The sequence below is a fragment of the Pseudomonas asplenii genome (genome assembly GCF_001293465.1).
GTDB classification, from domain to species: domain Bacteria; phylum Pseudomonadota; class Gammaproteobacteria; order Pseudomonadales; family Pseudomonadaceae; genus Aquipseudomonas; species Aquipseudomonas fuscovaginae_B.
The window spans coordinates 149,540-172,623 of the sequence record NZ_JSYZ01000004.1 but is presented as its reverse complement, the minus strand read 5'-3'; the positions used below and the strand labels follow the sequence as shown (position 1 = coordinate 172,623).

General features: G+C 63.3%; 22 protein-coding genes and 1 pseudogene. 13 read left to right on the top strand and 10 right to left on the bottom strand.

The features are described from left to right. The first annotated feature begins 27 nt into the window (after positions 1-27). Positions 28-1,176, top strand: a complete 1,149-nt coding sequence (locus PF66_RS07305; RefSeq protein WP_054062288.1) for a PQQ-dependent sugar dehydrogenase — start codon at positions 28-30, stop codon at positions 1,174-1,176. Here PF66_RS07305 and PF66_RS07300 read toward each other — a convergent pair. After that, the gene (locus tag PF66_RS07300; RefSeq protein ID WP_054059427.1) at positions 1,155-2,261 is read right to left on the bottom strand and encodes a GNAT family N-acetyltransferase/peptidase C39 family protein; all 1,107 of its coding nucleotides are present in this window, start codon (positions 2,259-2,261) and stop codon (positions 1,155-1,157) included. The genes PF66_RS07305 and PF66_RS07300 overlap by 22 nt on opposite strands. A gap of 89 nt (positions 2,262-2,350) precedes the next feature. Between PF66_RS07300 and PF66_RS07295 the strand changes: the two genes are divergently transcribed. Next, positions 2,351-3,937, top strand: coding sequence for a RimK family protein (locus PF66_RS07295; RefSeq protein ID WP_054062287.1), 1,587 nt, complete (start codon positions 2,351-2,353; stop codon positions 3,935-3,937). Between the two features lie 10 nt (positions 3,938-3,947). Then, complete coding sequence (locus PF66_RS07290; protein WP_054059429.1) at positions 3,948-4,889, top strand: magnesium transporter CorA family protein; 942 nt, start codon at positions 3,948-3,950, stop codon at positions 4,887-4,889. Positions 4,890-4,907: 18 nt separating this feature from the next. On the opposite strand, the gene map is transcribed toward PF66_RS07290, so the two are convergent. Both map and PF66_RS07280 read right to left on the bottom strand, forming a co-directional pair. Next, entirely contained in the window at positions 4,908-5,696 is a 789-nt protein-coding gene (gene map / locus PF66_RS07285) for a type I methionyl aminopeptidase (RefSeq protein ID WP_054062286.1), read from the bottom strand. Beyond that, positions 5,696-5,896 carry a ParD-like family protein gene (locus tag PF66_RS07280; protein WP_054059431.1) on the bottom strand — a complete coding sequence of 67 codons (201 nt, stop codon included), beginning with the start codon at positions 5,894-5,896 and terminating at the stop codon, positions 5,696-5,698. Before PF66_RS07280 ends, map begins: the two co-directional genes overlap by 1 nt. A 262-nt stretch (positions 5,897-6,158) precedes the next feature. Between PF66_RS07280 and ilvA the strand changes: the two genes are divergently transcribed. Then, a complete protein-coding gene (ilvA, locus tag PF66_RS07275; RefSeq protein WP_081009806.1) occupies positions 6,159-7,199 on the top strand; it encodes a threonine ammonia-lyase, biosynthetic in 1,041 nt (346 codons plus the stop codon). A 10-nt stretch (positions 7,200-7,209) separates the two neighbouring features. On the opposite strand, the gene PF66_RS07270 is transcribed toward ilvA, so the two are convergent. Then, positions 7,210-7,515 (bottom strand): NIPSNAP family protein, encoded by a 306-nt coding sequence (locus PF66_RS07270; protein ID WP_054062285.1) that lies wholly within the window; start codon positions 7,513-7,515, stop codon positions 7,210-7,212. Positions 7,516-7,531: 16 nt separating this feature from the next. Further along, positions 7,532-8,014 (bottom strand): serine protease inhibitor ecotin, encoded by a 483-nt coding sequence (gene eco / locus PF66_RS07265; RefSeq protein ID WP_054059433.1) that lies wholly within the window; start codon positions 8,012-8,014, stop codon positions 7,532-7,534. A gap of 373 nt (positions 8,015-8,387) precedes the next feature. Here eco and PF66_RS07260 point away from each other — a divergent pair, with 373 nt between their 5' ends. Then, positions 8,388-8,657 (top strand): DUF1652 domain-containing protein, encoded by a 270-nt coding sequence (locus PF66_RS07260; RefSeq protein WP_054062284.1) that lies wholly within the window; start codon positions 8,388-8,390, stop codon positions 8,655-8,657. A 164-nt stretch (positions 8,658-8,821) separates the two neighbouring features. Then, positions 8,822-10,468 (top strand): phosphoglucomutase (alpha-D-glucose-1,6-bisphosphate-dependent), encoded by a 1,647-nt coding sequence (pgm, locus tag PF66_RS07255; protein WP_054062283.1) that lies wholly within the window; start codon positions 8,822-8,824, stop codon positions 10,466-10,468. 128 nt (positions 10,469-10,596) lie between these two features. Here the strand turns inward: pgm and PF66_RS07250 are convergent, their stop codons facing one another. Then, positions 10,597-11,295, bottom strand: coding sequence for a pirin family protein (locus PF66_RS07250; RefSeq protein WP_054059436.1), 699 nt, complete (start codon positions 11,293-11,295; stop codon positions 10,597-10,599). A 268-nt stretch (positions 11,296-11,563) separates the two neighbouring features. Between PF66_RS07250 and PF66_RS07245 the strand changes: the two genes are divergently transcribed. Then, positions 11,564-14,026, top strand: coding sequence for a UvrD-helicase domain-containing protein (locus tag PF66_RS07245; RefSeq protein WP_054059437.1), 2,463 nt, complete (start codon positions 11,564-11,566; stop codon positions 14,024-14,026). 101 nt (positions 14,027-14,127) lie between these two features. On the opposite strand, the gene PF66_RS07240 is transcribed toward PF66_RS07245, so the two are convergent. Next, positions 14,128-14,418: a DUF1652 domain-containing protein gene (locus tag PF66_RS07240; RefSeq protein ID WP_054059438.1), complete on the bottom strand. Its 291-nt coding sequence runs from the start codon at positions 14,416-14,418 to the stop codon at positions 14,128-14,130. Positions 14,419-14,604: 186 nt separating this feature from the next. On the opposite strand from PF66_RS07240, the gene PF66_RS07235 reads away from it, so the two are divergent. The 6 genes and pseudogenes from PF66_RS07235 (at position 14,605) to PF66_RS33840 (ending at position 20,381) form a co-directional block, all read left to right on the top strand. Further along, positions 14,605-15,420, top strand: coding sequence for an AraC family transcriptional regulator (locus PF66_RS07235; protein WP_054062282.1), 816 nt, complete (start codon positions 14,605-14,607; stop codon positions 15,418-15,420). Positions 15,421-15,469: 49 nt separating this feature from the next. Then, on the top strand, positions 15,470-16,876 hold the full coding sequence (locus PF66_RS07230) for an NAD(P)/FAD-dependent oxidoreductase (protein ID WP_054062281.1): 1,407 nt from the start codon (positions 15,470-15,472) through the stop codon (positions 16,874-16,876). A gap of 44 nt (positions 16,877-16,920) precedes the next feature. Further along, on the top strand, positions 16,921-17,262 hold the full coding sequence (locus PF66_RS07225) for a cupin domain-containing protein (protein WP_054061403.1): 342 nt from the start codon (positions 16,921-16,923) through the stop codon (positions 17,260-17,262). Between the two features lie 51 nt (positions 17,263-17,313). Next, positions 17,314-18,393, top strand: a complete 1,080-nt coding sequence (locus tag PF66_RS07220) for a polyamine ABC transporter substrate-binding protein (protein WP_054061404.1) — start codon at positions 17,314-17,316, stop codon at positions 18,391-18,393. A gap of 323 nt (positions 18,394-18,716) precedes the next feature. Beyond that, positions 18,717-19,523, top strand: a pseudogene (locus tag PF66_RS33845) (MCP four helix bundle domain-containing protein); the annotation flags it as partial. Further along, positions 19,518-20,381, top strand: a complete 864-nt coding sequence (locus tag PF66_RS33840; protein WP_416773487.1) for a methyl-accepting chemotaxis protein — start codon at positions 19,518-19,520, stop codon at positions 20,379-20,381. The pseudogene PF66_RS33845 and the gene PF66_RS33840, both read left to right, overlap by 6 nt. A gap of 63 nt (positions 20,382-20,444) precedes the next feature. Here PF66_RS33840 and PF66_RS07210 read toward each other — a convergent pair whose 3' ends face one another. The 3 genes from PF66_RS07210 to PF66_RS07200 form a co-directional block, all read right to left on the bottom strand. Then, positions 20,445-21,374, bottom strand: coding sequence for an alpha/beta hydrolase (locus PF66_RS07210; RefSeq protein ID WP_054062279.1), 930 nt, complete (start codon positions 21,372-21,374; stop codon positions 20,445-20,447). Continuing rightward, entirely contained in the window at positions 21,371-22,318 is a 948-nt protein-coding gene (locus PF66_RS07205; RefSeq protein WP_425299797.1) for a choline ABC transporter substrate-binding protein, read from the bottom strand. Before PF66_RS07205 ends, PF66_RS07210 begins: the two co-directional genes overlap by 4 nt. Positions 22,319-22,469: 151 nt before the next feature. Next, positions 22,470-23,081 (bottom strand): LysE family translocator, encoded by a 612-nt coding sequence (locus PF66_RS07200; protein ID WP_054059350.1) that lies wholly within the window; start codon positions 23,079-23,081, stop codon positions 22,470-22,472. Between the last annotated feature and the right edge of the window lie 3 nt (positions 23,082-23,084).

The window sequence follows — 23,084 nt, the reverse complement described above, 5'->3', positions numbered from 1 at the left end:
CTTCTTTATCCCCGTAAGGAACTGTCCATGTTGCGAAAAAATCTGATAGCCGCGCTTTGCGCCGGCGCCTTGCTGAGCCTGCCGCTGCAGCCGGCCCTGGCGGCGCAGACGGTCGACTCCGAGCTGGGGCCGGTCACTGCCACGCAGATCGTTGGCGGCCTGGAGCATCCCTGGGCGCTGGCCTTCCTGCCGGACAAGCAGGGCATGCTGGTCACCGAACGTCCGGGGCGGCTGCGGGTCGTGAGCCCCGACGGCAAGCTCTCGGCGCCGTTGGGCGGCGTTCCCGAGGTTTGGGCCAAGGGCCAGGGGGGCTTGCTGGACGTGGTGCTGTCGCCGTCGTTCAAGGAGGATCGCCTGGTCTATCTGTCCTATGCCGAAGGCGGCGGCGCAGGCGGGAAGGCCGGCACGGCGGTCGGGCGTGGGCGGCTGTCGGCGGATCTGAAGCAACTGGTCGACTTCAAGGTGATCTTCCGCCAGGAGCCCAAGCTTTCGGAGGGCAACCACTTCGGTTCGCGCCTGGTGTTCGACCGTGATGGCTACCTGTTCATCGCCCTCGGCGAAAACAACCAGCGCTCGACCGCCCAGGACCTGGACAAGCTGCAGGGCAAGGTAGTGCGGATCTTCCCCGATGGCCGGGTGCCCGACGACAACCCCTTCGTCGGCCAGCAGGGGGTACGCCCCGAGATCTGGTCCTTCGGCCACCGCAACCAGCAGGGCGCCGCCCTCAATCCCTGGACCGGTACCCTGTGGACCCATGAGCACGGGCCCCGTGGCGGCGACGAGATCAATATCATCGAGCGCGGCAAGAACTACGGCTGGCCGCTGGCGACCCATGGCATCAACTACTCGCTCCAGCCCATTCCCGAGGCCCAGGGCAAGACGGTCAAGGGCACCGTGCCTCCCCATCATGTCTGGGAAAAATCCCCGGGCCTGAGCGGCATGGCTTTCTATGACGGCGACCGTTTCCCGAAATGGCAGCACAACCTGTTCATCGGCGCGCTGGCCGCCGAGGAACTGATCCGCCTGCAGTTCGATGGCGACCAGGTGGTGCATGAGGAGCGCCTGTTGAGTGGGTTGAAGTCGCGCATACGCGATGTCCGCCAGGGGCCGGACGGCTATTTGTATGTACTGACCGATGCCGATGACGGCGCACTCTACAGGGTGGGCCTGGAGTAGAGGATCACCGCGGCCCGCAGCTTGCGGTGGCCGAAGGCGCTCATCTTGTCGAACTCGCCGTGGCTGACCGGCAGGTGCTGGCAGTCCAGCGGCTGGCGATGCTGGCTGTGGTCGACATCCGGGTCATGCAGGTAGACGAACTCCTCGTCGCAGTCGGTGACGATCACCCAGTGCGGTGCCTTGGAGCGGGTCAGGCGGTAGCTGCTGATCAACACCAGTGGCTTGCCGCCGGCCGCCAGCAGGCGGGGCAGGTCCAGGGTGCCAGCGAGCACCTGTTCGACATCGGTCGCTCGCAGTTCCTCTTCAAAGCCGTCATGCACCAGGCGCATGACGGCTTTTTTATGCGCATTGCGCACGCCGTCGAGCAGCAGGGGGCCATCGATGCTCACTTGCAGGCGTACCGCGAAACCGCGCCGCCAGGCCGCCAGCGCCAGGCCCTGGGGGCTGCAGCCGCCGTGGCCGGAGGTCATGAAGACGGTGGTCGCCTCGCGCCAGAGCTGTACCTCCTCGCGCCGAGTGGCCGGGCGTTCGGGCTGCAGGGCCGCCATCGCCATCAACAGGCAGGCCGGGCCGCAGGTGAACTCGGTGGTCTGGGCGTAGTAGGGCACCTGGGCCTCGCGCCTGGCCGGATGGTGCAGGATGCGCTTTTCCAGGCGCAGGGCATCGGCGTGGTCTTCGTAGTAGTCGTTGATCAGGCCGAAACGGCGATAGCCGTTGTGCTCGTACAGGGCGATCGCCGCGCCGTTGTCGGTGCGGACCTCCAGTCGCAGGTAGGCGCAATCGTGGTCCAGGGCGCAGGCTTCGCTGCGCTGCAGCAGTTGCCTGCCCAGGCCGATGCCGCGGGCGTGGGGCGCGATGGCGATGGAGTACAGGCGTGCCAGGGACGTCCCGCGATGGAACAGCAGCAGCGCATAGCCGGCCAGCCGAGCGTCGGCCTGCTGGGCGACGATCAGCCGGGCATGGGCGCGATTGATCATCCAGTGGAAGCTGCGCGCAGTCAGGCGGTCGCTGGTGAAACAGTGCTCCTCCAGTTGCAGCAGGGCGGGCAAGTCATCGGTTGTGGCAGGGCGAAAGACAAGATCCATATAACCACCGTAAAAGTTGCGTAACGAAACGGGACTTTCCCGAAACTTCGTGCTTAATAGAAAGTGTCTTGTTCAACGGATCTATCTCTATGTCAGCGGTGCAAGGTGATTGGCGCGAAGTATCCGATCAAAGTTTTCCGGTAGCAATATCCCCAGAAACTTATTTGTCCTTGTCGAATAATCTGGGCAGTCAGCTGGTTATTATTGTCGAACGCAAGGAAGACTGGGCTTCGTACTTTCCCTGCGAGGATATCGTCACGGCCCAGGAGTACCTCGAACAGTCCCGTGCCGGTGAGCCGGGCAAGCGCGTGCAGGTGATCAACCTGTGTCGCAGCTACAAGTACCTGGGGCACGGCTACTACTGCTCGTTGCTGGCCGAGGCGCGTGGGCATCGGGTCATTCCGTCGGTGAAGACCATCAGCGAGTTGGCCCGCAAATCCCTTTACGGGTTAGCCCTGGATGATCTGGACAAGACCCTGGACCGGGCATTGGGTGATCATCTTTATCGTGATACCGAAGGTTTTACCCTGACGCTGTATTTTGGCAGTACGGTTATCGAGCCCTTGCAGGAACTTGCCCGGCAATTGTTTGAAGTATTTCCCTGTCCTCTATTGCTGGTGGACTTCAAGAAGACCAATGGTTGGCATGTCGAAGGCGTAAAGGCCGGAACGCTGCACAAGTTGCGTGATGACCAGGAAGACCACTTTGCCCAGGCGCTAGACGGTTTCAGTCGCAGGATCTGGCGCCTGCCGCGCTCGCGTCGCCTGGCCCGCTACGACATGGCGATCCTGCATGATCCCCAGGAGGCCCTGCCGCCTTCCAATGCCCGTGCGCTGGAGAATTTCATCCGGGTCGGCAAGGGGTTGGGTATCGATGTCGAACTGATCGGCAGGAAGGACTACGGGCGGATCGCCGAATACGATGCCCTGCTGATCCGTGAGACCACCAGCGTCGACAACCACACCTACCGGTTCGCCAAGAAGGCCGAGAGCGAGGGCGTGGTGGTGATGGACGATCCGGCGTCGATCCTGCGCTGCACCAACAAGGTCTACCTGACCGACCTGCTCAAGAGCCATGGCCTGGGCATGCCGGCGACCGAGATCCTGTACAAGGAGCGACCGGAAGATTTCGAGCGGGTGGGGGAGCGTCTGGGCTTTCCGCTGGTATTGAAGATCCCCGACGGCTGTTTCTCCCGCGGTGTGATCAAGGTCGAGAGCCAGCAGGCCTTGCTGGAGGCGACCGCCGAACTGTTCGAGCATTCGGTGCTGTTGCTGGCCCAGGAATTTTTCTACACCGAGTACGACTGGCGCATCGGGGTGCTCAATCGCAAACCCATCTTCGCCTGCCAGTATTTCATGTCCAAGGGACACTGGCAGATCTACAACCACAAGGCCAAGGGCCAGGACGTCAACGGCGAATGCCGCACCCTGGCGATTCACGAGGCGCCGCGGGCAGTGGTCGACCTGGCGGTCAGAACGGCCAATCTGATCGGCGACGGGCTGTATGGGGTCGACCTCAAGCAGTCCGGCGACAAGGTGGTGGTGATCGAGGTCAACGACAACCCGAACCTGGATGCCGGGATCGAGGATGCCTACCTGCAGGATGACCTGTATGGGCTGGTGCTCGAGGAGTTCATCCGGCGCCTTGAGCTCAAGCGTCGCGGCCAGGCCTGGTAGGAGGGCGGCGATGATCAGGCGTTTCGAATTGCGGCAGGGGGCCTTGCAGGCTGTCGCGCACCTGGAGGCCGCGGTGATGTTGTTCTGCAACCCCGATGCGGTCGAGCGGGAACTGCTGCGCAGTCATTTCAAGCTCGACGAACATGCCCTGGCCTCGGCCCTGGACCCGGACGAGATCTCGCGTATCGAGTTCCACCCGGACAACCTGTTCCTGATCTGGAAGCGCCCGCTGAACTACTCGGGAGCGGACAGCCTGTCCTTCGAAGTGTCCTCCTGCGGCCTGCTGCTGTGCGAGGAGCGCCTGCTGGTGATCGCCACCGATGCCTCCCAGCTCGATGGCCTGGGCAGCCACAAGGCGCTGAACACGCCGCTCGACGTGCTGCTGGAGATGCTCTTCAACAACATCCACCACTATCTCGGGCACCTGAAGGTGATCAAGATGGTTGCCCGCGAGCTGCAGCAGAAGTTCTATGCCTCGATGGAAAACCGCCACCTGATCCAGATGTTCAATCTCAGCGAGAGCCTGATCTATTACATCAATGCCCTGCACAGCAACGGCGCGGTGCTGACGCGGCTGCGCAATCATGCGCAGAAGCAGGCCTTCGGCGAACAGGCGATCGGCCTGATCGACGACCTGATCATCGAGAACAACCAGTGCTACAAGCAGGCGGAAATCTACTCCAACGTGTTTTCCGCGCTGATCGATGCCCGTGGCAACCTGATGAACAACAGCACCAATGGCCTGTTGCGCAAGCTGACCCTGATCAACGTGGTATTCCTGCCGCTGAACCTGATCGCCAGCATCGGTGGCATGTCCGAATACAGCATGATGACCGCCGGCACGCCGTGGTGGGTATCCTACCCGTTGTTCCTGCTGGCGATGCTGGCGGGGGCGGGGTTGATGGTCGTGGGGCTCAATCGTCTGGCCGGGAAGGCTGACCGCGTCAGTTGATCGCGTTTGCGTGAGGTTTCACTGAGGTGTCGGACAATCCTGAAGTTCCGGTTGCAGGGTCAGCACCTCGAAGCCGTCACGGGTCACCGCCACGGTGTGCTCCCACTGCGCCGACAGGCTGCCGTCGCGGGTCACCACGGTCCAGCCGTCCTTCAGGCCACGAGTGCGTGGGCTGCCCTGGTTGAGCATCGGTTCGATGGTGAAGACCATGCCTTCGCGCAGCACCAGGCCGGTACCCGGTCGGCCGAAGTGCAGCACCTGCGGTTCCTCGTGCATCTGCCGGCCGATGCCGTGCCCGCAGTATTCGCGCACGACGCTGTAGCCATTGCCTTCGGCGTGTTTCTGGATGGCATGGCCGATATCGCCCAGGCGTGCGCCGGGGCGTACCACCCGGATACCTTCCCAGAGCGCCTCGAAGGTCTTGTCCACCAGACGCCGGGCCTTTGGGCTGACGGCGCCGATCAGGTACATCTTGCTGGAGTCGGCGATGAAACCGTTCTTTTCCAGGGTGATGTCGATATTGACGATATCGCCGTCGTGCAGGATCGCCCGGGCGTCGGGCATGCCGTGGCACACCACTTCGTTGATCGAGGTGTTGATGGAGTAGGGGTAGTCGTATTGGCCCTTGCTCGCCGGGCGGGCCAGCAACTCCTGGCGGATGAAGGTCTCGACCCGCCGGTCCAGTTCCAGGGTCGACAGGCCGGCGGTCACCAGGCCGTCGAGCATGCTGAAGACCTGCGCCAGCAGGCGCCCGGCCTCGCGCATCAGCGCCAGTTCGGTTTCGCTCTTGATCAGGCCGACGGACATCAGCTGCGCCCCCGGATGAGATCGTCCCGGTTCAGCAGCAGACGATTGACCAGCTCGTTGTAGCCCAGTTGCGGGTTGAGTTCAGCCAGCAGGCCGAGCTTGATCCAGAACTCGGCCTGGGCGTTGATCGAGCGGTCCATGGCGGCGCTGGCCATGCGGACCTGTTCATGCAGTTCATCGGAGATCTTGACGATACCCATGGGGTTCTCTTGAGGAAGTTGATATACGAAGCGTATATGTTTCGTATATCTCAGGCAAGCCACGGCGAATTTTCCCCATTGACTTGTCCATCGCTCCCGGATAGTTTCGGGCCATGACCTACGTCCACGTTCTGCCTCAGCCAAGCATTATTATCGCCATTCCTTATCCGGCGGGCTGAGCTGCACCTGTTTACCCAAACCCGCCTCCGAGGCGGGTTTGTCGTTTCTGCCTCCGAGGTCAAGTGCCAACCCGGAGAGCCAGATGAACACCGATACCGCCAGCCAACACGCCAACGTCGATGACGAACTGCTGGGCCGCTATGTCCGCAGGATTCTTGCGGCACCGGTCTACCATCAGGCGATCTGCACGCCCCTGCAACCGGCCCCGGCGTTGTCGGAGGCATTGGGCAACCAGGTGCTGCTCAAGCGCGAGGACTTGCAACCGACCTTTTCCTTCAAGATCCGTGGTGCCTACAACAAGCTGGTGCAACTGAGCGAAGCCCAGCGCAACTGCGGGGTGATCACCGCATCGGCGGGCAATCATGCCCAGGGCGTGGCCCTGGCGGCGCGTACCCTGGGGATCAAGGCGACGATCGTCATGCCCACCAGTACGCCCGAGCTCAAGGTGCAGGGGGTGCGCAGCCGTGCAGCCACGGCGGTACTGCACGGCGACAGCTTTCCCTTCGCCCTGGCGCATGCCTTGGCCCTGGCGCAGGAAAAAGGCTACACCTTCGTCTCGCCATTCGACGATCCCGAGGTGATTGCCGGCCAGGGCACGGTGGCGATGGAACTGCTCAACCAGCACCAGGGAACCCTGGACGCGATCTTCGTCCCGGTCGGTGGTGGTGGCCTGATCGCCGGGATCGCCGCCTACGTCAAATACCTGCGACCGCAGGTGCGGATCATCGGGGTCGAGTCGGAGCATTCCAATTGCTTGCAAAGGGCCTTGCAGGCCGGCGAGCGGGTGGTGTTGCCGCAGGTCGGGACCTTCGCCGACGGGGTGGCGGTGGCACAGATCGGTGCGTACGGCTTCGAGATCTGCCGGCGGCATGTCGACGAGGTGATTACGGTCAGCAACGACGAGTTGTGCAGCGCCATCCGTGACATCTATGACGATACCCGCTCCATCACCGAGCCGTCGGGCGCGCTGGCGGTGGCCGGGATCCGGAAGTACGTGGCGGGTAGTGGGGCCCGGGGGCAGACGCTGGTGGCGATCAACTCCGGTGCCAACATCAATTTCGACAGCCTGCGCCATGTGGTCGAGCGTGCGGCCCTGGTCAGGCCGCAGGCGGTGCCCGCCTGAGCGGGCTGGCTCAGGACAGCAATGGGCGCATGAAGCTGCGCTCGTAGCTGAGAATGAACTTCTTCTCCACCACCGAGGCGACCAGGGCCGTACTCTGCGGGTCGCTGAGGGCCGCCTGGCGATAACGTTCGTACTCGGCCAGCGAGCTGAAGCTGAACAGGCAATAGGCGATATTGCTCGCGCCCTCGCTGGGCAGGAAGTAGCCGTGGTGGGTACCGCCCAGGCGTTGGACGATACCGATCCAGGCCTTGGAATAGGCCTCGAACTCAGCCAGTTGATACGGATCGATGACGTATTTGACGTGGCAGGTGATCATCGGCAGGCTCTGCGGGTCATTCGCTGACGGCTTTCTTGATCAGCTTGGACGGGCTCCAGATCCGGTAGCGGATCTGCACATCGTCCGGCGCGTAGATCACCAGCGGCAGCTTGCTGTTGTAGCGCAGCATGTAGCCGTTGCCGACGACCGGAACGAAGTCCTTTTTCGGCTTGGTGCCGGGCGGGCAGGCCATCAGGGTGGAAACCGGGCCGCTGACACTTTCCAGGCGATAGTAGGCATAGCTCCAGCCTTCCAGGTTTTTCTCGTCGAGGTTGCCGGTCAGGCGTTTCTGGTTGCAGTCGACGGGCAGGACCTTGCCGGCGATGATCTCGACCCGGTGGTCGGAGTCCTTGGTCATTTTCGGCACACGGATGACCGTGCGAGTGAAGCCGTCTTCCGCCTTGGGGAAGGGCGCCAGGTCCGATTTGTCGGCGGCGACCGCACTGGCGGCTGTGGTCATGGCCAGCAGGAAAGTGGCGGCGATGGTCGTCGAATTCATGAGCTTTCTGTGCCCTGGGGTCAGGAGGGGGCGTGCCCTCGGTGGAAAGATACAACGCGGGTGGTCCGCACAGTTTTCACGGTGCAACCGCAAACAACTGGCGAAGATAAGGGCAAATGCCGCCTCGGCAAAGGTTTTTTCTTGCCGGCCGAATAGCGGCATTTCGCTATTAACTCGACCAGTGGTGCGCCTGTCGGACGAACAGCGCTCACGCATGGCGGGGAAACGGCCTAGTCTGTGCTGGTGCACCCGCCTTTCAGGATAGGACAGGGCGGTGGCGCTTGCAGGGCTTGTGATGTGTGAACCCTACGCGGGCGGTCGATGACCGTCCCGGCTTCGAAACTGGCAGTCTCATATAACGGAGAGAGTCGCCATGCTATCGCTATCGTCGCTTGAATTACGCAATATCATTGAAAGCAGCTTTCTGCCGACGCGCTGCCAGTGCAGTGTCGGGGCGGATGAATCCCTCACCGTCAAGGTGTTCGACAGGAAATCCGAGCGGGTGGACCTGATGGTCACCGGCATCTGCGCCTCGAAGCTCGATAGCAGCCGCGCCATTTCGGAGCTGATCGCCAAGCTGCGCCATGACCTGCAATACAGCCAGGGTGGCGGCCATCAGCAGGAGCGGGTGAGGGCGTCCTGACGCCGGATTCGCGCTGCACGACTCTCCCTCCCGCGCCCCCTTTGCCCGAAGGGGGTGCCTCTCATAAAAATCTTTCCCGCCACGGGATAGATAGCTTACCGGCGGTGTCGAACTGCCAGTAAACTGCGCGCTTTCCCCGTACCCTTCACTTCCAGAGGTTTTGCATGACACTCAGTCCTTTTGCGGGCAAACCGGCACCGGCACAGTTGCTGGTAGATATCCCGCGACTGGTATCGGCCTACTACACCGGCCAACCCGATGCGACGATCTCCACCCAGCGTGTCGCCTTCGGTACCTCAGGACATCGGGGCAGCTCGTTCGAGCTGAGTTTCAATGAATGGCACGTCCTGGCCATCAGCCAGGCCATCTGCCTGTATCGCCAGGCCCAGGGGATCGACGGTCCGCTGTTCGTCGGTATCGACACCCATGCACTGTCCACCCCGGCGGGAGCCAGTGCCCTGGAAGTGTTCGCCGCCAATGGCGTGGAAACCATGATCGCCCAGGGCGACGAGTACACCCCGACGCCGGCGGTGTCCCACGCGATCATCTGCTACAACCGCGGTCGCACCCGCGGCCTGGCGGACGGCGTGGTGATCACCCCGTCCCACAACCCGCCGGAAAGCGGCGGCTTCAAGTACAACCCGCCCAATGGCGGCCCGGCCGATACCCATATCACCAAGTGGATCGAGGCCAAGGCCAACGAACTGCTGGCCGACCAGCTGGCCGGGGTCAAGCGCATCAGCTACGCGCGCGCGCTCAAGGCCGCCACCACCCACCGCCATGACTACCTCAACAGCTATGTGGCGGACCTGGCCAATGTCATCGACATGGACGCCATCCGCAGTGCCAATCTGCGCCTGGGCGTCGACCCGCTGGGCGGCGCCGGCGTGCGCTACTGGTCGGCGATCGCCGATCACTACCAGTTGAACCTGGAGGTGGTGAACACCCAGGTCGATCCGACCTTCCGTTTCATGAGCGTCGACTGGGACGGCAAGATCCGCATGGACCCATCCTCCAGCCATGCCATGCAGGGCCTGATCGGCCTGAAGGAGCGTTTCGACGTCGCCTTCGCCTGCGATCCCGACCATGACCGCCATGGCATCGTCACCCCCTCTGGCGGCCTGTTGGCGCCGAACAACTACCTGGCGGTGTCCATCGACTACCTGTTCCAGAACCGTCCGCAATGGCGCGCCGAGGCGGCCGTGGGCAAGACCGTGGTCAGCAGCGGCCTGATCGACCGCGTGGCGGCGCGCCTGGGCCGTCGCCTGTACGAAGTGCCGGTGGGCTTCAAGTGGTTCGCCGACGGGCTGTTCGACGGCTCCCTGGGCTTTGGTGGCGAGGAGAGTGCCGGTGCGTCGTTCCTGCGCAAGGACGGCAGTGTCTGGTCCACCGACAAGGACGGCCTGATTCCGGGGCTCCTGGCGGCGGAGATGACCTCGCGCAGCGGTCGTGATCCGAGCCAGATCTTCCGTGGCCTGACCGACGAACTGGGCGAACCGTTCTCCGTGCGGGTCGATGCCGCTGCCACGCCGGCGCAGAAAGCGCTGCTGGGCAAGCTGTCGCCGCAGCAGGTGAGTTCGACCCAGTTGGCCGGGGAGCCGATTCGGCAGATTCTCAGTCATGCGCCGGGCAACGGGCAGGCGATTGGCGGTCTGAAGGTCATGACCGAGAACGGCTGGTTCGCCGCGCGGCCATCGGGCACCGAGGATATCTACAAGATCTACGCCGAGAGCTTTATCGGCGACGATCACCTCAAGCGCCTGGTGGAAGAGGCGCAGGTGCTGGTGGACGGGGCGATTTCCCCGGCCTGATGCCTGTGCCCGTTCGCGGCTGAATCCGGCCCCCACAGTGGATCGGGGCGCACACATATTTTGTGTACTGCACAGAACCTGTGGGCGTCGGATTCAGCCGCGAAAGCGTCGGTACAGTCACCGCCGCCTCAAGCCACATCCACCAGGATGATCTCGCTGTCCTGCACCGCGGTGACCCGCAGCACCTCTTCCTCGGCCACGGCCACGCCATCGCGGGCCTCGGCGCGCAGGCCGTTGACCTCGATCACCCCGGTGGCTGGCACCAGGTACGCGCGGCGAGCGCTGCCCAGAGGGTACTCGGCGCTTTCGCCAGCCTTGAGGTTGGCCGCCACCAGCCGTGCATCGGCGCGGATCCGCAAGCTCTGCTCATCACCCTCCCGGCCGCTGGCCAGGGTCACGAAGCCTTCGCCACGCTCGCCCTTGGGAAACGGCCGGGTGCCCCAGGAAGGCGCCGCACCGGCCTGTTGCGGGATGATCCAGATCTGGAAGATCTTGGTCGGTGTCGACTCCAGGTTGTACTCGCTGTGGGCGATGCCGGTGCCGGCACTCATGACCTGCACATCGCCGGCCTCGGTACGGCCCTTGTTGCCGAGGTTGTCCTCGTGGCTGATCGCGCCCTCACGCACATAGGTGATGATTTCCATGTCCCGGTGCGGATGGGTCGGGAAGCCGGTGCCGGGGGCGATCACGTCGTCGTTCCAGACCCGCAGGTTGCCCCAGTGCATGCGTTGCGGATCGTAGTACTCGGCGAACGAGAAGTGGTGGTGTGCGTTCAGCCAGCCATGATGGGCCCCGCCCAGGCTGTTGAAAGGTCGAAGTTGCAGCATGATTCTGCTCCTGTTCAGGTTCGTCGCGGGCTGGTGTCGCGATGACCGGTGGTTGATGGACTCATCATCGGTCAAAGCAATATCGATAAAAAGCGTAAATTGTTCTTCATAATGATCGATTTAATCGATTATTGGTCAGTGGCAGAGTGATGTCTGTTCTTTCACTTCGTCATCTAAATGCCTGATTGAAAAGCAATTGACTAGAACTGCTGGTCCAATCGGGCGACCATAGGCCTTTCGCCCGGACAGTCCCAGACCTGGAGTCAGCGTGTCGCAATACAGCCCCGAACCGCCTGCCGAACTTTCCTCCCTGGCCCAGTTGCCGCTGTTCAGGCGCCTGCTGGCCCGTCTGTTGGGCGGTGGCCTGAGCCGCCTGCGGGCGCAGCACGTGGCGTCCTGGTTGCAGGGCCAGGCGGACGGCTTTCGCAGCGGCCACAGCGCCGGTGTCGAGTACGGCTATCGGGAAGGGCACGCCGAGGGCCTGGAGCAAGGCCGCCAGGTTCTGCTGATCCGTGATACCCGTCCTGCGGAGCACCGGGCGCCCGGGGTCGATGACAACCTGTTCGACGACTGGCGCCTGCCGCTGAGCGGCGAGTTGAAGAAACGCATCAAGGCCGACGTCGCCCGACGGTTGCCTGCCCATGGGCAACCCAGCGCGGCGCAGTGGAAGATGATCTTCAGCGATACCCCGTCGACTGCGGTGATCGCCGGGGCTGGCGCGGGCAAGTCGACTTCGCTGGTGCTGCGCATCCTGTTGCTGACCCATTACCTGGGCTTCGAGCTCGACTCGCTGACCGTGGTGACCTTCACTCGCGAGTCGCGCAAGGATTTCATTGCCAAGCTGATCGAGGTCTTCGCCCTGTGGGGGCGCCCGCTCGGCCTGCGCGAGGCCAGGGAGGTGGTGCGCACTTTCCACTCGCGAATCCTGCCGATGGTTCGCGGCCTGCCGGGTTTCGGCCAGTTGCAGGCGTTCGAGAACCTGGGGACACGCACGGCCGGCGACGACGAAGCAAGCGACAGCAACCCGTTCGACCTGCGGATCAACGACGCCCAGCGCCAACACCTCAACGCCTGCTACCACCGCCTGCAGCGGGACAATCCGCGTTTTCGCGAGATTCTGGCGCCGCTGTACAAGCATGCCCTGCAGCTCAAGGAACTGGAGCAGGACCATCCTGACGTGCAGAAGCGCATGGCGGTGACCGAGCTGGCTTCCCGGCGCGATGAGGAACTGTGCGATACCATCGAGGACCTGTGGTTCCGCGCCGGTGCCTGGCCGATCAAGGGCATCGAACCGAACCGCGAGACCCTGGAGATCAACGGCTCGCCGTTCCATTGCCACGGCTACATCGAGCAGTTGGATGCCTGGGTGGTGCTGGGCTTCGACCCGCGCGAAAGTCCGCAGATCACCCGCCCGGGGTCGCGCCTGACGGTGCGTGCGGAGTGGGCGGTAAAGCGCACCCTGTTTCAAGCTTTCTGTCGTAAGCCATTGATATGGCTGGATAGTTATGAGTCGGCCAAGCGCGTACTGGCGTCCCTGGGCGATAATGCCAGTGCCGGCCCGGGATTCGACTACAAGGTCAAGGGTGAGCTGGCCTCGGCGCCGTTGCTCGACTGTTTCGTCATGGCGGCCGGGTTCATCGAGAACCTTGGCCTGGACGTCAGCGTGGCGGTCGGCCGGATGAGCTTTGCCAGGGATGATCCGGACCGGTTCTTCTTCGAAGCCCTGAGCCTGTTCTGGAAGGCCCTGGAAGCGCACCTGCTGGCGCAGTCGCCGCCGATCATGACCTACAACCGGATGTTCTCGCTGTTTGGTGAAAACAGCCCGGAAAACCAGGCGCTGCTCAGCGACGAGCTGCTGCGACCGCTGTCGCACCTGATGATCGACGAGTTCCAGGATGTCTCGCCGCAGATCGTTTCCTGGCTGCGCGCCAGCCTGCGGGAGATTCGCCGGCGCGGTCCGGCACTGCATGTCGGGCGTGGCGCCCAGCACTCCTCATTGCTGTGCGTGGGCGATGACTGGCAGTCGATCTACGGCTGGCGGGGCAGCTCGCCCAAGTACTTCATGGAGTTCGGCAAGGAGTTCCCATCGCCGTCGACCACGCGGGTGATGCTCAGCGACAACTTCCGCAGCCACCAGCACATCATCGATGCCGCCGAGCATATCGTGCGCGCGGCGCCGGCCATCCCCGGGAAGAAGGCCAAGGCTGCCGGCGAGCCCAGGGAAGGGGGGCCGGTGCAGGTGTTCGAGCGCGATGATGCGGAGTTGGGCAGGCGCCTGGCAGAGCACTATCGGAACGGCGACAGTATCTTGATGCTGTTTCGAAAAAGTAGCGATAAGTTGTTGATTGAAGAGCATATTCAGGCTGTAGTTAATGCTGATTCTAGCTTGCCCTTCGAGCAGCGGCGGCTCAAGCAACTGACCTACCACAGCGCCAAGGGCCTGCAGGCGGATGCGGTGTTTCTCCTGGGTGATTGCCTGCACCTGACGCGTTCGCCGTACAAGAACCAGGTCTACCGGATGGCCGGGCTGGGCCGGGACGGCGATGCCGAGCCGTATGACAGCGCCCAGAAGGACGAGATCCTGCGCCTGGCCTATGTGGGCATCACCCGGGCGGTGAAGCACTGCTACTGGTTTCTGGACGCTCCGGATGCCCAGGCGGCGAATGCGCCGAAGGCGTCCGATCGGATCGCGGCGGGCAAGGCGTTTTTTGCCGATTGGCGCGCCAGGTGAACGGTGGTGTCACTGACAAGGTAGGCACACCGGCACGGCTGTACCCCGTGGGAGCCGGCCTGCTGGCGATAGTTGTCGTTGAGGCGACAGCGTGTGACTGATCAGGCCAGGACCTGCAGGTTCTGGGGGGGTACAAAGGACTCCAGCTCGGCCTCGATCGCCTCGATGATGCGTTCCACATCGGCCGCATTCATCACTGTCGCACAGGGGATGCCGGCGATGGCGATCAGGGTCTCGCCGCTGGCCCGGTCGAACAGTCGGGCGACCATGCTGCCCGGCGCGTCCATGCTGGCTTCGAAACCCATCGGATGAAAATGCCAGCGCATCAGTTGGCAGGCATTGGGAAACGTGACCTTGCTGAAGAATTTGCTCATGTTGCCCACCTGTGTCATTGAGCGCTTCCTTGTGCTCGCGGGTAGGAACGGCAGGACCTCATGGTCCGACCTGGCCTTGTGTTAAAAAGCCGAGTGCTAAAAATAGCACCCGTCCATCACCCGCAGGGAGTTTTTTCGGCCTGTGGGGCGATTGTTTTCCTGTAACTTGATCGATGTCATGAAACCTTCACTTGCGAGCGCTCCATGTTCGACGACGATGACGGTCCACTGCAGACCCGGGCCACTGGCGAAATCGTCCTGCGCTACCACCTGCGCTGGAAACATCGCGACCTGGACGGCGTCATGGCCCTGTATCACCCGGATGTCCAGTACCACGATTTCTTCCAGAACCGCGTGATGGGCCTGGGCGAGTTGCGTGACTACGTACAGGCCAGCATGCCCCGCGATTGCGGTGAGGCGCTGGAACACAGTGACCGGATCCGTCTCGACGGCAACACGGCGTTCATCCAGTACAAGCTCACCCTGCGCGGTGGCGCGGGGCTGGTGTCGTTTCGTTCCAGCGAGGCGATCACCGTCCGTGACGGGCTGATCTGGCGCGTCAATGAATACGCCTCGCTGGTGCATGAGCAGGCCGCCAGCCCCGAGGCGAGCCCATTGCGTCCGGCGACCAGCCGCCTGGGCCTTTCGCCCCGGCAACTGAGCTTCATGGCGGACGACCTGCAGCAGTACTTCGAGCGCCAGCAACCCTATCTCGACCCCGGCCTCGACCTGCAACAGGTGGCCAGGGAGAGTGGCTACAGCCGTAACCAGATTTCCTACCTGCTCAACCAGGTGCTCGGCCAGAGCTTCTACCGTTATGTGAACCAGGCCCGCCTGCGGCATCTGCTCGCGGCGCTGGAGCAGGCCGGGCCGTCGGCGCGGATCGACGACCTGGCGTTCGCCGCCGGTTTCAACTCGCTGTCGGCCTTCTACAGCTGTTTCCGCCAGCACACCGGCCTGTCGCCCAAGGCCTATGTCCGGCAAATTTCCTTGCGTGCACGCGCGCAAGACACGCCTTGAGCAGCCGGACTAGCATCGCAGCCATCTGTTACAGGTTGCGGAGTGCTGCATGCCGGTCTGGCGAAATATCAGTTTATGGATGGATCAGCTCGATGAGCCGTTGACACCACGGCCCAGCCTGGAGCGGGACCTGGACGTCGATGTGGCGATCATCGGTGCCGGTTACACGGGGCTGTGGACCGCCTACTACCTCAAGCGCCAGGCCCCGCAGCTGAAGGTGGTGGTGGTCGAGGCGCAGACCGCCGGCTTCGGGGCCTCGGGGCGCAATGGCGGTTGGCTGATGGGCAACCTGCTGGGCGAGGATCGCCTGCTGGCCGGATTGTCGCCGCAGCAACGGCGCGACGCCTTCGAGCTGCTGCACGGCATTCCCGACGAGGTGAAAGCGGTCATCGATCAGGAGTCCATCGACTGCGATTATCGCAAGGGCGGGGTGCTCTACTGTGCCGCGCGTTATCCCGAGCAGGAACACAGCTTGCGGGCCTACCTGCAGGGCCTGCACCGCCAGGGCCTGGACGAAGCCGACTACACCTGGCTGAGCCCCAGCGAGCTGGCCCGGCAGATTCGCATCGCCCGGCCGTACGGGGCGATCTTCTCGCCGCACATGGCGACGATCCAGCCGGCCCGGCTGGCCCGCGGGCTGGCCCGTGCGGTGGAGCGGCTGGGGGTGCCGATCTACGAAAACACGCCGGTGACCGACTGGCGCCCCGGGGGGCTGCGCACCGCCAAGGCCCAGGTCCGCAGCCACTGGGTGGTGCCGGCCGTCGAGGGCTATTCGGTGACCCTGCCACCGCTGGGCCGCTACCAGTTACCGGTGCAGAGCCTGCTGGTGGCCACCGAACCGCTGCCGGCGGCCACCTGGGAGGAAATCGGCCTCGACCGCGGCCAGGCCTTCAGCGAAGGCAGCCGCCAGGTCACCTACGGCCAGCGCTCGGCCGACAATCGACTGGTCTTCGGTGCCCGCGGCGGTTATCGCTTCGCCGGCCGGCTGCGGCATGACTTCAACCTCAGCGGGCAGGAAATCGAGCTGCGTCGCTACCTGTTCGGTGAGCTGTTCCCGCAGTTGAAAAAGGTCCGTATCAGCCATTCCTGGGGCGGCAACCTGGGCATGTCGCGACGTTTCCGGCCGCACATGCTCTGCGATCGTGCCAACGGTATCGCGCTGTCCGGCGGCTATGGCGGGGAGGGCGTGGGGGCCAGTCACCTGGGCGGGCGCACCCTGGCCGACCTGATCCTGCGCGAGGATAGCGCGCGTGTCCGGCAGCCCTGGGTGATCCATGAAGGCGGGCTGGCCGCGCTCCGGGCCTGGGAGCCCGAGCCCTGCCGCTGGCTTGGCTACAACGCGATCGTGCGCAGTTTCGTCCACGAGGATCAGGTGCTGGCCAACCCCAATGCCGCCCCCTGGCGCCGCAAGCTGGCCAGCCGCCTGGCCGGTTTCATGGAAAGTTTCATGCAGTAGCCGGCGCTGGGGCGCCGGATCATTCATCCGCTGGAGTCCAATCCATGAGCATTACGCAATTCAAGAACACCGCCACGGTCGCCCTGGAGACCTCGACTCCGGTCGCGGTCCCCCTGGGCGAGCCGGTGTCGGTGACTTCGGTCACCTGCGTCGAGCGCAGCGACGGCGTCGAGACCGGCATCTGGGAATGCACCCCGGGGCGCTGGCGACGGCAGATCACCGCCCGGGAGTTCTGTCACTTCATCCAGGGCCGTTGCACCTTCACGCCAGATGAGGGCGAGCCCCTGCAAATAGAAGCCGGCGATGCCCTGATGCTGCCGGCCAACAGCACCGGCATCTGGGATATCCAGGAGACCGTGCGCAAGACCTATGTGCTGATTTTCTGATCCTCTGATCACTTGAGCCTGCCAATAACAACCATACCCAGGAATCGACTCATGATCCGCATGTCCCTTGCTCCCCTGATGCTGGTGGCGTCCTTCGTCCAGGCGGCCGAAACCGTCAAGATCTACAACTGGTCGGACTATATCGCCCCGGACACCACCAAGAACTTCCAGGCTGAAACCGGGATAGGTTTCAGCTACGACGTCTACGACAGCAACGAGACCCTGGATGGCAAGTTGATGACCGGCAAATCGGGTTATGACGTGGTGTTTCCTTCCAACCACTTCATGGCCCGGCAGATCCAGGGCGGCGCGCTGAAGAAGCTCGACAAGAGCCAGTTGCCGAACTGGAAGAACCTCAATCCGGTGCTGCTCAAGGCCCTGCAGGTCAACGATCCGGACAACGAACACGGTTTCCCCTATCTGTGGGGCAGCACCGGGATCGGCTACAACATCGACAAGGTCAAGGCGGTACTGGGGGACAATGCGCCGGTGGACTCCTGGGACCTGATATTCAAGCCGGAGAATATGCAGAAGTTGCACAAGTGTGGTGTAGCGATTCTCGACAATGGCCCCGAATTGTTGCCGGCGACACTCAACTACCTGGGCCTGCCGCACCACAGCAAGAACCCGGCGGACTACAAGAAGGCCGAGGCGCTGTTGATGAAAGTGCGGCCCTTTGTGGCGTACTTCCATTCATCCAAGTACACCACCGACCTGGCCAATGGCGATATCTGCGTGGCGGTGGGTTTTTCCGGCGATATCCTGCAGGCCGCCAGTCGCGCCCAGGAGGCGCACAATGGGGTCAGGATCGGTTATTCGATTCCCAGGGAGGGCGCGGCCATCTGGTTCGACATGGTTGCCATGCCGGCCGATGCGCCGGACGAGAAGGCCGGTTATGCCTTCATGAACTACCTGTTGCGGCCTGAAGTGATGGCCGGTATCAGCAACTACGTGAAGTATGCCAACGGCAACGCGGCGGCCGACAGCCTGGTCGACCCGGCCCTGAAGGCCGACACCAAGGTGTATCCGAGCCCGCAGATGATGGGCAAGCTGTTTGCCCTGGAGGCCATGCCGTTGAACATCGATCGGATTCGCACACGGCTGTGGAGCAGGATCAAGACGGGTGAATAACCACGGGGTTTTCCAGGATTGGTAGAAGGCGGGAGGCGAAGTGCATTCGCTTTCCGCCTTTTTCATTGTTTTCCCTTGGGTATTGGATCCAGTTTTATTTAAAGCGTTATAAAGTTACACTAGCTGAATCGATTTTTTAATATTAAACGGCCATCTTTTTGACGTCATAGATAAGAGTTCTCAACTAGTTGTAATTTCTGGAAGTATTTTTACTTTTCGCCCTGTATAAAACATAAAGTCCTGCCGATATTGCTGATGAGTCCATGTCGTTTTGCTGCATGGCGTTGAAACTATCCGGTGACAGAGCCCGATAGAGAGATGGCATGGATGCTGATCGCCTCATTGTTGAGAGAGAGCTTCCCATGTCCCTACGCAATATGAATATCGCCCCTCGGGCCTTTCTCGGTTTTGCATTCATTGCATTGCTGGTGATTGTGCTGGGAGTGTTTGCGCAAACCCGCATGACGGTGATCCGTCAGGCGTCCATCGACATGCAGACCAACCAGTTGCCCAGCGTGGGCTACCTGGGCAATGTGATCGAGGGTGTGCTGCGGATGCGCATCCTGTCCTTTCGGGTCCTGACCAATCGTGAACCGGCCGCTCTGCAGGAAGCCGAAACGCGCATCGCGTTCCTGGTGGACAAGGTTCGCAAGGATCAGAAAAGTTACGCCGACCTGCCTTCCCAGGGCGAGGAACTGGCCAAGTACCGGGAGTTTTCCGCGACCCTCGAGACCTACCTGCAGGATCAGACCCGCATGATGGAGCTGTCCCGGCAGAACAAGCTCGATGAGTTGCGCAACCTGATCAATACCCAGATCAAGGCGGGGACCGACCTGATGGGCGTGCAGCTCAATCAACTGGTGGAGATCAACAAGGCCGGGGCCAAGGCCGCCTCGGACGAGGCGGGCCGTCAGTATGACAATGCCAGCACCGGCATCATCAGCGTTTCGGTGATTGCCGCCCTGATGACGGTGCTGCTGGCCTGGTTGCTGACCCGCAGTATTGTCAGCCCCTTGAAGACCGCCGTCGAAACCGCCGAGATCATTGCCGGTGGCGACCTGACCAAGCCGATCCGGATCGACGGTACGGACGAGCCGGCGCGCCTGCTGACGGCCCTGTCGAGCATGCAGGACAACCTGCGCAAGACCATCGAGCAGATTTCCGGCTCGGCCACCCAACTGGCCTCGGCGGCAGAGGAACTCAGCGCGGTGACGGAAGAGGCCTCCCGTGGCCTGCAACAGCAGAACAACGAGATCGAACAGGCAGCCACCGCAGTCAACGAAATGACCAGCGCCGTGGAAGAGGTGGCACGTAACGCGGTCTCGACGTCCGAGGCGTCCCAGCAGTCCAACCACGCCGCCCGCGACGGGCGGGATCGGGTGGTGGAGACGGTGGAAGCGATCCAGACCATGACCCATGACGTGCAGAGCACTTCGGCGTTGATCGAGGGCCTGGCCGCCCAGGGCCGGGACATCGGCCAGGTGCTGGACGTGATCAGGGCGATTGCCGAGCAGACCAACCTGCTGGCGCTCAACGCCGCCATCGAGGCGGCCCGGGCCGGCGAAGCCGGGCGTGGTTTCGCGGTGGTGGCCGACGAGGTGCGGGCCCTGGCCCATCGGACCCAGCAGTCGACCCGCGAGATCGAGCAGATGGTGGCGGGGATCCAGAACGGCACCAGTGAAGCCGTGCAGTCGATGCAGCAGAGCAACCAGCGTACCCAGGATACTCTGGAGCGGGCACGGGCGGCGGGGGTTGCGCTGGAGCAGATCACCCAGTCGATCAACCTGATCAACGAGCGCAACCTGGTGATCGCCAGTGCCTCTGAGGAGCAGGCACAGGTCTCCCGCGAGGTCGACCGCAACCTGGTGAACATCCGTGACCTGGCCTCCCAGTCGGCAGCCGGCGCCAACCAGACCAGCGCTGCCAGCCATGAGTTGTCGCGCCTGGCGGTGGACCTGAAGGCGATGGTGGCCCGTTTCGTGATCTGACGTTGCCGGCCCTGTCTGTGGGGCCGGCTCCCGCTTAGGGTAGAGGTTTCGCGGGGCGCTCGCTCACAGGGTCAGATGGCGTCGCAACTGTGCCAGCAGCTTTTCATACAGCAGGTCCACCTCGGGCACCTGCCCCCGTGCCCGCAGGCAGCCGTGCACCAGGCCCAGGCCGACATGCAGGCTGGCGCTGCCGCCGGCCTTTTTCAGGCGCTCGAAATAGCAGACACCGTCGTCCCGCAGCGGGTCGTACTGCGCCACGGCGATGAACGCCGCGGCCAGGCCCTGGAAGTTCGTTGCCCGCAGTGGCATCGCATAGGCTTCAGGCCTGTCGCTGTCCGCCAGGTACCAGGCGTGATAGCTGCGTACATCGTCGCTGCTGAGCAACGGCGCGTCGGCGCACTCGCTACGTGAAGGCAGGCCGTCGCTGCCACCCAGTCCCGGATAGATCAGCGCCTGCAACAGCGGTTGCGGCTCGGCGGTATCGCGTAGCGCCAGGCACACGGCGGCGGCCAGGTTGCCGCCGGCACTGTCGCCGGCGATCGCCATGCGCCGCCGGTCCACCTGCCAGGTGCCGGCCTCGGCACGCAAGCCGCGCCAGACGGCCAGGCAATCGTCGAATGCGGCCGGGTAGGGGTGCTCGGGTGCCAACCGGTAGTCCACGGCAACCACCACGGCCTGGAGCCTGGAGGCCAGTTCGGCAGTGATGAAGTCGTGGGAGTCCAGATCACCCACCACCCAGCCACCCCCATGCAGATAGACCACGCAGGGCCAGCCATTGGCCGGGCGAGGTGAGGTCGGGCGGTACAGGCGTATCGGCACCTGGCCGATACGCTGCTCCCGGACTTCGATATCAGCCGGACGGGGCGGGGTGAAGGCCCGACACATCCGGCTGTAGCTGCGGCGCAGGCCCTGGATGCTGCTGTCCGGACAGGTGAAACCGAGCGTCTTGCTGACGAAGGCGCTCATGCCGGGGGAAAGGGGATAGTCGGTCATTGCGCTTTCAGGCTGGCCTGCACCGTTGCCACGCCATCCCGGCCGTCGATGCTGGTGACCCCCGCCAGCCAGCGCTTGAGGTCCTCGGGATGATCGCGCAGCCACTGCCGGGCGACATCCTGGGGAGCCTGGCGCTCCATGATCGGTACCATCAGCTGGCTTTCCTGGGCTGCGGTGAAGGTCAGGTTCTCCAGCAGCCGGTTCACGTTCGGGCAGCGTTGCGCATAGTCCGGGGCGGTCACGGTGGAGACGGTTGCGGCGCCTTCGTTGGGGCCGTAGACGTCCTCGCTGCCGGTCAGGTAGGCGATCTTCATGTTGATGTTCATCGGGTGCGGGGTCCAGCCGACGAAGACCACGAACTCCTTGCGGTTGATCGCCCGCTGCACCGCGGCCAGCATGCCGGCCTCTCCCGACTCCACCAGCTTGAAGCCCTTGAGCCCGAAATGGTCGGTGTCGATCATGGTCTTGATCGTGGTATTGGCGCCGCTGCCGGGTTCGATACCGTAGATCGTACCCTTGAGCTGGTCCCTGAACCTGGCGATATCACCGAAGGTCTTCAGTCCGGCGTCCGCCACGTACTGCGGTACCGCCAGGGTCGCCTGGGCGTCGGCCAGGCTGGGGCTGGCCATGACCTTGACCTGGTTGGCGCTGACGAAGGGCTCGATGTTCTTGTCCATCGCCGGCTTCCAGTAGCCGAGGAAGATGTCCAGGCGCTTGTCGCGGATGCCGGCGAAGATGATCTGCTGTACGGCGCTGGTCTGCTTGCTTTCATAGCCCAGGCCGTTGAGCAGCACATCGGCCACCGCACTGGTGGCGATCACGTCGGTCCAGTTGACCACGCCCATGCGCACGTTCTTGCAGGAAGCGTCTTCGGCCGCGAAGGCCGGGTTGCCGAGCAATGCGGTGGCGCCGAGGAGCAGACAACCGTTGAACAGTCTTTTCAGGTTCGGGGTTTTCATGAGCGCTGAGTCTCGCGGCAGGTCGTTATTGTCGTGGCCGGTGTCTTCTTGCACCGTTCGGCTAAGTTACGCAGCCATTGCCTGGCAAAAGCGCACCAGGGCGACCGGCTTTTGCACTGGGGCGACTCGGACTCCATCATGCCAGCACGCTCATCCATGCCGAGGCCAGCAACAGCAACGCCATGCCGCGATTGAAACGCCGCATCGCCAGGGGCGAGCGCAGCAGTCGGGCCGAGCCGGCACCGAGCACGGCCCACAGTCCCATGCACGGCAGTGATACCAGAAAGAACACCAGGGACAAGGAGGCGACATGTGCCTGGCGTTCGGCACCGTTGCCGGCGAACACGCCGACCACCGCCAGGGCCATCATCCATACCTTGGGGTTGATCAATTGCAGGCTGGCGGCGCCCAGCAGGCCGAGACGCCGTGCCTGAGTGGCGGTGGAGTCCACGGCGTTCACCGGGGCCGTGAAGATCTGCCAGGCCAACCGGCTCAGCCAGGCCAGCCCCAGCCATTGCATCAGGCTTTGCAGCGCGGGCAGGTCGCTCAGTGACTGGCCGATCCCGCTGCCCACCAGCAGCACGATCAACGCGGCTCCGGTACCCGCACCGAGGATGATCGGCAACGCCGCCGCCACGCCGTGACGGGCGCTGTTGCTCAGCACCAGGATATTGTTCGGCCCGGGGGTGACCGAGGCGACGAAGGCGAACAGCACGAAAGGAAGCAGGTTGGGGAAAGTGGACAGCATGAA